11 protein-coding genes are annotated in these 11,461 nt (G+C 70.6%); 6 read left to right on the top strand and 5 right to left on the bottom strand.

Going from position 1 to position 11,461, the window contains the following annotated elements; genetic code table 11:
* Window positions 1-8: 8 nt before the first annotated feature.
* On the top strand, window positions 9-1,004 hold the full coding sequence (locus ACTOQ3_RS21890) for a LacI family DNA-binding transcriptional regulator (protein ID WP_362838259.1): 996 nt from the start codon (window positions 9-11) through the stop codon (window positions 1,002-1,004).
* A gap of 94 nt (window positions 1,005-1,098) precedes the next feature.
* Here ACTOQ3_RS21890 and ACTOQ3_RS21885 read toward each other — a convergent pair whose 3' ends face one another.
* Together ACTOQ3_RS21885 and ACTOQ3_RS21880 are read right to left on the bottom strand one after the other, a co-directional pair.
* Complete coding sequence (locus ACTOQ3_RS21885) at window positions 1,099-2,094, bottom strand: LacI family DNA-binding transcriptional regulator (RefSeq protein ID WP_440085199.1); 996 nt, start codon at window positions 2,092-2,094, stop codon at window positions 1,099-1,101.
* Window positions 2,091-3,470, bottom strand: a complete 1,380-nt coding sequence (locus ACTOQ3_RS21880) for a GH1 family beta-glucosidase (protein ID WP_440085198.1) — start codon at window positions 3,468-3,470, stop codon at window positions 2,091-2,093. Before ACTOQ3_RS21880 ends, ACTOQ3_RS21885 begins: the two co-directional genes overlap by 4 nt.
* Window positions 3,471-3,665: 195 nt before the next feature.
* On the opposite strand from ACTOQ3_RS21880, the gene ACTOQ3_RS21875 reads away from it, so the two are divergent.
* From ACTOQ3_RS21875 to ACTOQ3_RS21865, 3 genes are all read left to right on the top strand, one after another.
* On the top strand, window positions 3,666-5,021 hold the full coding sequence (locus ACTOQ3_RS21875) for an ABC transporter substrate-binding protein (protein WP_440085197.1): 1,356 nt from the start codon (window positions 3,666-3,668) through the stop codon (window positions 5,019-5,021).
* Window positions 5,022-5,102: 81 nt separating this feature from the next.
* On the top strand, window positions 5,103-6,077 hold the full coding sequence (locus ACTOQ3_RS21870; RefSeq protein WP_440085196.1) for a carbohydrate ABC transporter permease: 975 nt from the start codon (window positions 5,103-5,105) through the stop codon (window positions 6,075-6,077).
* A gap of 55 nt (window positions 6,078-6,132) precedes the next feature.
* Window positions 6,133-7,083, top strand: a complete 951-nt coding sequence (locus ACTOQ3_RS21865) for a carbohydrate ABC transporter permease (protein WP_440085195.1) — start codon at window positions 6,133-6,135, stop codon at window positions 7,081-7,083.
* 103 nt (window positions 7,084-7,186) lie between these two features.
* Here the strand turns inward: ACTOQ3_RS21865 and ACTOQ3_RS21860 are convergent, their stop codons facing one another.
* A complete protein-coding gene (locus ACTOQ3_RS21860; protein WP_440085194.1) occupies window positions 7,187-8,128 on the bottom strand; it encodes a general stress protein in 942 nt (313 codons plus the stop codon).
* A gap of 302 nt (window positions 8,129-8,430) precedes the next feature.
* Here ACTOQ3_RS21860 and ACTOQ3_RS21855 point away from each other — a divergent pair, with 302 nt between their 5' ends.
* Window positions 8,431-8,598, top strand: coding sequence for a hypothetical protein (locus ACTOQ3_RS21855; RefSeq protein WP_440085193.1), 168 nt, complete (start codon window positions 8,431-8,433; stop codon window positions 8,596-8,598).
* A gap of 115 nt (window positions 8,599-8,713) precedes the next feature.
* Here the strand turns inward: ACTOQ3_RS21855 and ACTOQ3_RS21850 are convergent, their stop codons facing one another.
* Complete coding sequence (locus tag ACTOQ3_RS21850) at window positions 8,714-10,153, bottom strand: GuaB1 family IMP dehydrogenase-related protein (protein ID WP_440085192.1); 1,440 nt, start codon at window positions 10,151-10,153, stop codon at window positions 8,714-8,716.
* A gap of 134 nt (window positions 10,154-10,287) precedes the next feature.
* Between ACTOQ3_RS21850 and ACTOQ3_RS21845 the strand changes: the two genes are divergently transcribed.
* On the top strand, window positions 10,288-10,755 hold the full coding sequence (locus ACTOQ3_RS21845; protein WP_440064722.1) for a GyrI-like domain-containing protein: 468 nt from the start codon (window positions 10,288-10,290) through the stop codon (window positions 10,753-10,755).
* A 156-nt stretch (window positions 10,756-10,911) separates the two neighbouring features.
* Here the strand turns inward: ACTOQ3_RS21845 and ACTOQ3_RS21840 are convergent, their stop codons facing one another.
* Complete coding sequence (locus ACTOQ3_RS21840) at window positions 10,912-11,445, bottom strand: hypothetical protein (protein WP_440085191.1); 534 nt, start codon at window positions 11,443-11,445, stop codon at window positions 10,912-10,914.
* Window positions 11,446-11,461: the final 16 nt, after the last annotated feature.

Genomic DNA, 11,461 nt, shown 5'->3' with positions numbered 1-11,461 from the left:
AGAACACGATGAGACGACCCACCCTGGAGGCGGTCGCCGCCCGTGCCGGGGTCTCCCGGTCGACCGTCTCCCGGGTGGTGAACGGCCAGACCACGGTCACCGCCGACATCCGGGACCTGGTCATGCGCGCGGTGAACGAGCTCGGCTACGTCCCCAACGGGGCGGCGAGGAACCTGGTGACCCAGACGACCAACTCGGTCGCGCTGGTCGTCTCGGAGTCGCCGAACCGGGTGTTCTCCGACGACCCGATGTTCTCCACCGTCATACGCTCGGCCAGCCTGGAGCTGGAGGCCGTCAACAAGCAGGTCGTGCTGCTGCTGGCCGGGTCGCCGGAGAGCCACGCCCGGGTGGAGCACTACATCGCCGGCGGCCACGTCGACGGCGTCATGCTGGTCTCCAGCCACGGCGCAGACCCGCTGCCGGTCGCGCTCACCCGGCTGCGCGTCCCGGTCGTCTCCTACGGCAGGCCCGCCGTGCCGGTCGCGATACCGTACGTCGACAACGACAACGTCGAGGGCGCCGCCGCGGCCGTGCGGCACCTGCTGGAGCGGGGCAGGCGGCGCATCGCCACCATCGCCGGGCCACTGGACATGATCGGCGGGCAGGACCGGCTGGCCGGGTACCGCGAGGTGCTCCGCGACTCCGACCGCCGCTCGATCATCGCGGTCGGCGACTTCACCCGGGAGTCGGGGGCGGTCGCGATGCGGCAGCTGCTGGCCGACGACCCGGAGATCGACGCGGTCTTCGCCGCGAACGACCTGATGGCGATCGGCGCGATGCACGCGCTCCGCCAGGCGGGCCGGCGGATCCCCGAGGAGGTCGCCATCGTGGGCTACGACGACATAGAGGCCGCCCGCTACACCGACCCGCCGCTGACGACCATTCACACGCCGCACGCCGAGCAGGCCGCGGCGATGGTCCGCCTGCTGCTCTCCCTCTTCGACGGCGGCCCCGCCGAACCGATGATCGTGTCCACCGAGCTGGTGGTCCGGGCGTCCTCGTAGCCCCCGGCCCTCCCGGGCCGGGTCCCGGGCGCACGCACCCGGTCGTCGCGGCAGGGCCGGGTGGCCGGGCCGGGCGGCGGGGTCCGGCCGGTGTTCAGGACGCGGTGGACTCCCGGACGACCAGCTCGGTGGGAAGCATCACCTGTGCCTTCTCCTCCAGGTCGAGGACCATGCGGGCGAGCCTGCGTCCCATCTCGACGGTCGGCTGCCTGACCGTGCTCAGCGGGGGCTCGGTGTAGGACGCGGCCGGGATGTCGTCGAAGCCGACCACCGCGACGTCGTCGGGGACCCGCCGGCCCGCCTGGCGCAGGGCCGGCAGCGCGCCCAGCGCCATCATGTCGTTGGCCACGAACACCGCGTCGATCTCCGGGTCGTCGGCCAGCAGCTGCCGCATCGCCGACGCCCCCGACTCCCGGGTGAAGTCGCCGACCGCCACGATGGAGCGGCGGTCGGAGTCGCGCAGCACGGCGCGGTAGCCGTTGAGCCGGTCGATCCCGGCGATCATGTCCTGTGGTCCCGCGATGGTGGCGATGCGCCGCCTGCCCCGCTCCATCAGGTGCCGCACCGCGCGCTCGGCGCCGCCGGCGTTGTCCATGTCCACGTACGGCAGGCTGCTGGGCACGGTCGGCCGGCCGCTGCACACCACCGGCACCCCGCGCCTGGCGAGGATGCCAGGCAGCGGGTCGGTGCCGTGCATGGACGCGATGACCACGCCGTCCACGTGGCCGTTGGTGGCGTAGCGCTCGACCCGCTGGTAGCCGCCCGCCATGCCGGTGAGCATCAGCACGAGCTGCTTGTCGGCCTCCTCGATCTCCATGCTGACCCCGCGGATGATCCCGGCGAAGGTGGGGTCGTCGGAGAACACGCGGGTCGCCGGCTCGGGGAAGACGAGTGCTATGGAGTCGGCCCGCTGGGTGACCAGGCTCCGCGCCGCCTGGTTGGGCACGTAGCCCAGCTCCTCCACGGCGCGGTTGACCGCGTCGCGGATCTGCGGTGCCACGCGCGTGGAGCCGTTGACCACGCGCGAGGCGGTCGCCCGGGACACACCGGCCCGGGCGGCCACCTTCTCCAGGGTTGGCCGGGCTCTCACAGCCCGTTCCGGCGTATGACCTCGCTGTACCACAGGGCGCTGTCCTTGGGGGTGCGTCGTTGCGTCGTGTAGTCGACGTGTACGACGCCGAACCGCTTGCGGTACCCTTCGGCCCACTCGAAGTTGTCCAGGAGTGACCAGACGAGGTAACCGCGCAGGTCGGCGCCGCCCTCGATGGCCGCGTGCGCCGCGCGCAGGTGCCCGTCGAGGTAGGAGAGACGGCCGACGTCGTGCACCTCGCCGTCCTCGACGACGTCGTCGAAGGCGGCGCCGTTCTCGGTGATGATCAGCGGGGTGCCCGGATAGTCGCGCGACAGCCGCAGGAGCAGGTCGGTCAGGCCGAACGGCTGGACCGGCCATCCCATCGCGGTCCGCGGCGCGTCGGCTCCGCCGAAGGCGATGCCCTCGCTGCCCGGGTAGACCGGGTTGGCGGGCTCGCCGGTGCGGGCGGTCACGGTCTGCGGGTGGTAGTAGTTCACGCCCAGCAGGTCGATCGGCTCGCTGATGATCTCCAGGTCCCCGTCGTGGACGAAGGACCAGTCGGTGAAGCGGCGGGCCCGCTCGACGACGTCGGCGGGATACTCCCCGCGCAGCACCGGGTCCAGGAAGATCCGGTTCTGCAGGCCGTCGACGAGCTCGGCGGCCGGGGTGTCGTCACCGATCACCGGGGAGAGGTTGAGCGTGATGCCGACCGTGGTGGCACCGGAGGCGCGCAGCGCCTGGACGGCCAGGCCGTGGCCGAGCAGCAGGTGGTGGGCGGCGGCGAATCCCAGCGCGGGCTCGGCGAGACCGGGGGCGTGGATGCCCGACGCGTAGCCGAGGAAGGCCGAGCACCAGGGCTCGTTCAGGGTGGTCCACGTCTCGACCCGGTCACCCAGTTTGCCGTGCGCGATCGCGGCGTAGTCGGCGAAGTGCGCCGCGGTCTCCCGGTTGGTCCAGCCGCCGCGGTCCTCCAGGGTCTGCGGCAGGTCCCAGTGGTAGAGCGTCACGATGGGGGTGATGCCGTTGCCGAGGAGTTCGTCGACGAGGCGGTCGTAGAAGTCCAGGCCGCGCGGGTTGGCCGGGCCGGATCCGTCGGGCTGCACGCGGGGCCAGGAGATGGAGAAGCGGTAGGAGTGCAGGCCGAGGTCGCGCATGACCGCGACGTCCTCGGGATAGCGGTGGTAGTGGTCGCACGCGACGTCACCCGTGTGACCCGCGTGGACCTTGCCGGGGGTCCGGGAGAAGGTGTCCCAGATGGAGGGGCCCCTGCCGTCGTCCCGGGCGGCGCCCTCGATCTGGTAGGCCGCGGTGGCGGCGCCCCAGACGAAACCCTCGGGAAACCTCAGCACGCCGGAGTCCTGAAGGTCGTAGGACTTTTCGGCGGACATGGTCATGTCCTCACCGCCCCATTCTGTTCGGCTGTCACGTGAGAGCGCTCTCTGGAGCATCACGGTATCGCACCGATCGTGTCAAGAAAATTGAAACTGTAACCGTAATATCACAGTTCTTGACATCGCGTGGTGGGCAGACAATTCTTCCAGAGAGCGCTCTCACACTCCCCGGCAATTGTGTATATGGAGGAAGGTTCCATGTCGCTCCTCTCTCGGCCTCGGCGCACCGCCCTTGCGGCGGGCACCATAGGGCTGGCGTTGGTCGTCACCGCCTGTGGATCCTCGGACCCCGCGCCATCCGCGGGTGGCGGCGCCAGCGCCGCCCCCGAATGCGCTGCCTTCAGCCAGTACGGCAAACACGAGGGCAAGACCGTCAGCATCTACTCGCCGATCCGCGACGTCGAGGCCGACCTCTTCGAGAAGGCGTGGAAGCCGTTCGCCGACTGCGTCGGAATGAAGATCACTTATGAGGGCACCGGCGAGTTCGAGGCCCAGATCCAGGTTCGCGCCGACGGTGGCAACCCTCCCGACATCGCCTTCTTCCCCCAGCCGGGCCTCCTGGAGCGCTTCGCCAAGGCAGGAAAGCTCAAGCCCGCCTCCGAGGAGGTCAAGAAGCTCACCGCCGAGGGCTGGTCGGAGGACTGGGCCAAGTACTCCACCGTCGACGGCGTCTTCTACGGCGCCCCGCTGGGCGCCAGCGTGAAGTCCTTCGTCTGGTACTCGCCGAAGATGTTCACCGAGAAGGGCTGGGCCGTCCCCAAGACCTGGGACGAGCTCATGACGCTCACCAACACGATCGCCGGCACCGGCGTCAAGCCGTGGTGCGCGGGCATCGAGTCCGGTGACGCGACCGGCTGGCCGGCCACCGACTGGATCGAGGACCTCATGCTCAGGGAGGCCGGCCCCGAGGGATACGACGACTGGGTGAGCCACAAGACCCCGTTCAACGATCCCAAGGTCACCGCGGCGGTCGACAAGGTCGGCGCGATCCTCAAGAACGAGAAGTTCGTCAACGGCGGCTACGGCCCGGTCAAGTCGATCGCCAGCACCGCCTTCCAGGAGGGCGGCGTCCCGATCACCGAGGGCAAGTGCGCCCTGCACCGCCAGGCGTCCTTCTACGCCAACTTCTGGCCCGAGGGCACCAAGGTCGCCGAGGACGGCGACGTGTTCGCCTTCTACCTGCCGGGCAACGACCCGGCCAGCAAGCCGGTGCTCGGCGCGGGCGAGTTCGTGGCGGCCTTCACCGACCGTCCCGAGGTCAAGGCCGTCCAGGCCTACCTCGCCGGCGCGGAGTTCCCCACCACCCGCATGAAGCTGGCGACCTACGTCACCGCGCGCAAGGGCGTCGACCCGGCCAACGCCCAGAACCCGATCGACAAGCTCTCCATGGAGATGCTCCAGGACCCGAGCACGGTCTTCCGCTTCGACGGCTCGGACCTGATGCCGGCCGCGGTCGGCGCGGGCACGTTCTGGAAGGGCATGACCGACTGGATCAATGGCAAGGACACCAAGACGGTCCTCGACTACATCGAAGCCTCCTGGCCTAAGTCCTGACATATCCCGATGGGTCCGGTCCCGCGTGACGCGGGACCGGACCGTCGCCCGCCCGGCCCGATCCTTCCGGGAGATCCTCCGATGGACTTCGACTTCGCCGCCGAACTGCCCAAACTCGTCCAGCTGCTGATCGGCGTCGCCGCCTTCCTCGTGGTGGTCGCGGTGATCCTGGTGCTGGTCGACCGCGCTCCGATGCGGCGGCGCGCGTGGACCCACGCCACGATCCTGCTCCTGCCCGCCCTTCTGCTCCTCGCCATCGGCCTGGTCGTGCCGGCCGTGCGAACCACCCTGCTGTCGTTCATGAGCGGTGACGGCAAGCTGTGGGTCGGCCTGGACAACTACGCCTGGATGTTCACCCAGCCCGAGGCGGTGACCGTACTCCGCAACACCCTCGTCTGGGTGCTGCTCGTCCCGCTGCTGGTGACCTCGGTCGGGCTGGTCTACGCCGTCCTGGTCGACCGCACCCGCTTCGAGTCGCTCGCCAAGTCGCTGGTCTTCCTGCCGATGGCGATCTCCTTCGTCGGCGCGGGCATCATCTGGCGGTTCGTCTACGCCTACCGCTCCGAGGAGCAGGACCAGATCGGCCTGCTCAACCAGATCACGGTCGCCTTCGGCGGCGAGCCGCAGCAGTGGCTCCAGGATGCGCCGCTCAACACGCTGTTCCTGATCGTGGTCATGGTCTGGATCCAGGCGGGGTTCGCCACCGTGGTGCTCTCCGCCGCCATCAAGGGAATCCCCGCCGAGATCGTCGAGGCCGCCAAGCTGGACGGGGCGACCCCGCTGCAGATGTTCTTCCGGGTGACGCTGCCGTCCATCCGCTCGGCCGTGATCGTGGTGCTGGTCACGCAGTCGATCGGCACGCTCAAGCTGTTCGACATCGTCCGCACCATGACCGGCGGCCAGTTCGACACCAGCGTCATCGCCAACGAGATGTACAACCAGGCGTTCCGGTACGGGGAGACGGGCAAGGGCGCGGCCCTCGCGGTCTTCCTGTTCGTCCTGGTGACCCCGATCGTGATCTACCAGATCCGCCAGCGCAGAGAGGCCGTCAGGTGACCGGGCGAGCAGGCCGGCCCGGCGCCGCGAGCACGCGGCGGGCGAAGGAGTCCACATGGCCACGTTGACCCAGACCGTGGTGCGGCCCGAGACGACGACCGCGCCGCAGCGCGTACGGCGGAGGCTGAGCGGCCGGGTCGCCAGTGCCGTCGCGATCGTCATCGCCGTCCTGTGGACCACACCGACCTTCGGCCTGCTGCTGTCCTCGCTGCGCCCGGAGGACCAGATCAAGAACAGCGGCTGGTGGACGTTCTTCTCCAGCCCACAGCTCACGCTGGAGAACTACCAGGAGGTCCTGTTCGGCACCTCCTCGTCCTCCGGCCAGATGATGAGCTTCCTGATCAACTCGATCGTCATCACGATCCCGTCGGTGCTCTTCCCGCTGGCCCTGGCCACCTTCGCCGCGTACGCGCTGGCCTGGCTGCCGTTCCGCGGGCGCGAGTGGATCTACATCGGCGTCTTCGCGCTGCAGATCGTGCCGCTGCAGATGTCGCTCGTCCCGCTGCTGTCGTTCTTCTCCGAGGGCGTGTCCGTCTTCGGCCTCCAGCTGATGCCCGCCTGGGACCTGGAGGGGCCGGCCCGGTTCGTCCAGGTCTGGTTCGCGCACACCTGCTTCGCGCTGCCACTGGGCGTCTTCCTGCTGCACAACTTCATGTCCGAGCTTCCGGGCGAGCTGATGGAGGCGGCCAGGGTCGACGGGGCCAGCCACGGGAAGGTCCTGCGCACGATCGTCCTCCCGCTGGTCGGGCCCGCGCTCGCCACCTTCGCGATCTTCCAGTTCCTCTGGGTCTGGAACGACCTGCTGGTGGCCCTGATCTTCGCCGGGGGCACCCCGGAGAGCGCCCCGATGACGGTACGGCTGGCGCAGATGGCCGGAACCAAGGGCAACGAGTGGCAGCGCCTGACCTCGGGGGCGTTCGTCTCGCTGATCATCCCGCTGATCGTCTTCCTGTCGATGCAGCGCTACTTCGTCCGCGGCCTGCTGGCGGGCAGCGTCAAGGGCTGAGCCGCGGCACCCGGCCGTGCCTCCGCCGCGACCCGGCGGGCACCCCCTGTGGGGGCGCCCGCCGGGTTTTTCCGTACGTGCCTCGGGGTTTCCGGTACGCGCCTCAGGAGCCGGGACGCTCCTTGGCGGCCGACGCGGTGGAGCGGTCGGGGGAGGTGGGCTGAGCGGGGATCTGGTGCTCGGCGGTGCCGGGCCGCGCGGGGACGGGGCGCTCCTCGGTGCCCGGCGAGGTGCTCGAGGAGACGCTCGGCGAGGTGCTCGGTGACACGGGGGCCGGGGTGTCCTCGGTGGCGGGCCCGGCCGGGGCGTCCGCGTGCGGGGCGGACGGGGCGTCCGCGGGAAGGTCGGAGGTGGCCGCTCGCGGGGCGAGGTCGGGGGTGACCGGCTGCGGGGGAAGGTCGGAGGTGACCGGGCGGCCGGAGATGTCGGGGGCGGTCGGCTGCGGGGGGACGTCGGTGGCGAGCGTCCGCGGGGGAGCGGGGTTGCTCGGGGTGGTGGTCCCCGCGGCGGCCGGGTCGTACAGGCCTGCGGACGGGGGAACCTCGACCACCACGGTGTCGGCCGGACCGGGGGTGGACTCCAGGATGGCCCGCGCGTGGTCCATGTGCGAGGCCGCGACCAGCACGTCGTAGCGGCCGGCGACGATCGCGCTGCGCGAGGCGAAGTCCCGCTTGCCGCCGGTGAACAGGTGGTTGATGAACCCGAACGCGGCGCCCATCACCGCGCCCCACAGGGCCGCCCAGAGCACGAGCACGAAGAACGACAGCGTGGTCGAGGTGAACAGGCCGAGGAACATCCCGACCACGGCGCCGAAGGCCGCGCCGCTCCCGGCCCCGGTGAGCGCGGCCCGCCCGTTGGTCATCCTGCCGGTGACGGTCTCCTCGAGTTTCAGGTCGCTGCCGACGATGGCCACGTTCTCGACGGGAAAGCCCGCGTCGGACAGTCCGTCCACGGTTCGCTGCGCCGCGAGGTAGTTGTCGTAGCCTGCCAGGACCCTCCGGTCCACGACGACCTGCGTGTCCAGGCCGGTGGGCGTTCCATTCATGTCCGCTCGCCTTTCGGGGGTGGGAGATGGCTCGACGGGCCGACTACCCCGTGTCCGTAGGACGATGCGCGTTCCCCGCCGGGATCTGGCCGCGAGTGGCGAACGCCGGGAACCGTGAGTGATGAACCTCCGGGAACCGCGGGCGGAGGATCCGGGCACCGCGACAGGCGAACCCCATTAGTTGGGAAAGAAACCCGGACAATTTGGACATGGGTAAGGGCTTACCGTTAGGGTTCGTGCAAGATGGCGCCAGTGGAAGCGGGAGACGGGGCACCGGTGTCAGGGGCGTGAGGGAATCGAAAATGATTGTGCTCATCGTGATGGTGGAGGTGCTGCTGGTGCTCGCGGCCTTCGCGGCGGTGTACAGGCTCACCCGCTACCGGAGCAGGCCGATGCGCCCGGAGGACCACCGCACACCCGGCACCCGTGCCGACCCCGATGACCAGGCGCCGCGGACCCGCGGGAGGTGACGGGCGCGAGCGGGCGCCACGCGTACCGCGGCGCCGCGCTCTCACGGGTGGACCCGCCGCGGGCGGCGGCACCAAGCCCCCGCACGGGAGGTGGTGTCGCGCTCCCGCGGGTGGATCACCAGCTCTGGTGGAGCGGCATACCCTCGGTGTAGCCGGACGAGCTCTGCACGCCGACCACCGCCCGCTCGTGGAACTCCTCCAGGGTGGAGGCGCCCGCGTAGGTGCACGAGGAGCGCAGGCCGGCCACGATGGCGTCGATCTGGTCCTCGACGCTGGGCATCGCCGGATCGAGATACATCCTGGAGGTGGAGATCCCCTCTTCGAACAGTGCCTTGCGCGCCCGGTCGAAGGGGGAGTCCTCGGCCGTGCGCAGCCGTACCGCGCGGGCCGAGGCCATGCCGAAGTTCTCCTTGTACTTGCGCCCGTCGGCGGAGGTGCGGGTGTCGCCGGGCGACTCGTAGGTGCCCGCGAACCACGAGCCGATCATCACGTTGGACGCCCCCGCGGCCAGGGCCAGGGCCACGTCCCGGGGGTGGCGGACACCGCCGTCGGCCCACACGTGGCGGCCCAGTCTGCGGGCCTCGGCGGCGCACTCCAGCACGGCGGAGAACTGCGGGCGGCCCACGCCGGTCATCATCCGGGTGGTGCACATGGCGCCCGGGCCGACGCCGACCTTCAGGATGTCCGCTCCGGCCTCGACGAGATCCCGCACGCCCTCGGCGGTGACGACGTTGCCCGCCGCGACGGGCACGTCGGGGCCGAGCGCCCGGACCGCCCTCAGGGCACTGATCATCTTCTCCTGGTGGCCGTGGGCGGTGTCCACGACCAGGCAGTCCACCCCGGCGTCGAGGATCTCCTTGGCCTTGGCGGCCACGTCGCCGTTGACCCCGACGGCCGCCGCGACGCGGAGCCTGCCGGAGTCGTCGACGGCGGGCCGGTACAGGGTGGCGCGCAGCGCGCCCGTCCTGGTCAGGATGCCGACCAGCCTGCCCTCCGCGTCCACGACCGGGGCGAGCCGGTGGCGGCCCCCGTGGAGGCGGTCGAAGGCCTCGCGCGGGTCGAGCCCGGCGGGCAGCGTGAGCAGGTGATCGGACATCACCTGGGACAGCTGGGTGTACATGTCCACGCCGGAACAGTCGCTCTCGGTGACCACGCCGGCCGGGCGGTTGTCCCAGTCGACGATGATGATCGCGCCGTGGGCCCGCTTGGGCAGCAGGTTGAGCGCCTCGCCGACGGTGTCGTGCGGGGTGAGCGTCAGCGGAGTGTCGTGGACCAGGTCGCGCTTCTTGACCCAGTCGACGACGTCGGCGACCACGTCGATCGGGATGTCCTGCGGGATCACGGTGATCCCGCCCCGCCGCGCGACGGTCTCGGCCATCCGCCGTCCCGCCACCGCCGTCATGTTGGCGACCACGACGGGGATGGTGGTTCCGGTGCCGTCCCGGCTGGAGAGGTCGACGGCGAGCCGTGAGCCGACGGAGGAGAGCGACGGGACCATGAAAACGTCGCTGTAGGTCAGGTCGTAGGCCGGTGCCATCTCATTGAGAAATCTCACGTTGATCCACCTTATCCCGTGAATTGCCAAAGATGAGCGTTCCCCTTTTCCGCTTCTTCGAAGAGGACCGGCAGGTCGGGCCGGAGGCTAAGATCCGGTTTGCGCGAATAAGTGGATGGCCATGAGGAGGCATTGTGATCGTGGTTGATCGGCCCGAGATGCTCGTCGTAGGTCATGCCGTACGGACGTCGAACGCCGACGAGGCGGAGCCGGGCCGGGGGAGGCTCGGCGCGCTCTGGGCGCGGGCGGGATCCCCGGGGGCCTTCGCCCACGTGCCGGGACGGGTCGACGAGAACATCTACGCGGTGCTCACCGACTATGAGAGTGATCATCACGGTGCCTACACCCAGATCGTCGGGGTCGCCGTGCGCAGCGCCGCGGCGCTGCCCGAGGGCATGGTGGCGGTACGGGTGCCCGGGGTGCCGTCGTTGAAGATCGAGGCCCGCGGGCCGATGCCGGGCGTCCTGCTGGAGGCGTGGCAGCAGCTGTGGAAGCACACCGAGTCGGGAGGCACCCCGCCGAGGGCCTTCACCACCGACGTGGAGGTGCACCACCCGGGAGGCGCCGACATCTACGCGGCGGTGCTGTCCCCGATGCGCTGAGCGGGACCGTTCCCGGCGCCCCGGGCCGGGCCGGCCGGTGTGCGGGGAGGGCTCCGGTACGGCCCCCGTGGCCGCACCGGGGCCCTCCCGTGTCCCGGCGCCCCGGGACCTCGCCGCCGCGCGGCTCCCTTCGCCGGACCGCCCGCCGGGGCGGGCTCAGGCGTCGTCGCCGGGCGGGTCGGGCAGCCGCCAGCCGGAGACGACCAGCGGAAGCATGAAGTGCGTCAGTCCCAGGGCGAGCGTCAGGGAAACGATCGCGTCCGCCGGCATGGAGTAGTCGGGGCCCCGGGAACTGCCCGCCACGAGGGCCGTGACGTAGAGGGCGACCAGGATGCCCGACGTGATCCGGTGCGAGATGGCGACGGCCCGCAGGCGCTCGCCCACCTGGCGCTCGTCCAGGTCCCGCTCGGACAGCTCGACGACACCACGGGTCGCGATGTTGAGCAGCGAGATCGCCGGTATGCAGAGGACCAGGCTGATCGCGAGGAGCGTGAAGTCGGACAGCTCGTCGCCGTCACCTGGCGCGTCGGCCCAGGAGACGGCGACGTCCGCCCACAGGAGCGCCAGCGCGAGGACCACCACCGAGGCGATCAGCCGCCTGCGGCCCCGGGTGGCGTACCAGCCGGGCAGGACGTCGTGCTGCATGATCTCGGCCCGGCTCTGGCGCCGGAGTTCTTTCCACGTGCTCATCGGATACCTCCGGGGG

The sequence above is a fragment of the Streptosporangium sp. LJ11 genome, from assembly GCF_051918945.1.
Taxonomy (GTDB): Bacteria; Actinomycetota; Actinomycetes; order Streptosporangiales; family Streptosporangiaceae; genus Streptosporangium.
Note: the sequence above shows the minus strand (reverse complement) of the source record. Positions and strands in the feature narration are given on the sequence as shown.

Coding starts and splice junctions, on each gene's coding strand:
- ACTOQ3_RS21890 (WP_362838259.1), top strand. CDS start 9: ATGAGACGACCCACCCTGGAGGCGGTCGCCGCCCGTGCCGGGGTCTCC.
- ACTOQ3_RS21880 (WP_440085198.1), bottom strand. CDS start 3,470: ATGACCATGTCCGCCGAAAAGTCCTACGACCTTCAGGACTCCGGCGTG.
- ACTOQ3_RS21875 (WP_440085197.1), top strand. CDS start 3,666: ATGTCGCTCCTCTCTCGGCCTCGGCGCACCGCCCTTGCGGCGGGCACC.
- ACTOQ3_RS21870 (WP_440085196.1), top strand. CDS start 5,103: ATGGACTTCGACTTCGCCGCCGAACTGCCCAAACTCGTCCAGCTGCTG.
- ACTOQ3_RS21865 (WP_440085195.1), top strand. CDS start 6,133: ATGGCCACGTTGACCCAGACCGTGGTGCGGCCCGAGACGACGACCGCG.
- ACTOQ3_RS21860 (WP_440085194.1), bottom strand. CDS start 8,128: ATGAATGGAACGCCCACCGGCCTGGACACGCAGGTCGTCGTGGACCGG.
- ACTOQ3_RS21855 (WP_440085193.1), top strand. CDS start 8,431: ATGATTGTGCTCATCGTGATGGTGGAGGTGCTGCTGGTGCTCGCGGCC.
- ACTOQ3_RS21840 (WP_440085191.1), bottom strand. CDS start 11,445: ATGAGCACGTGGAAAGAACTCCGGCGCCAGAGCCGGGCCGAGATCATG.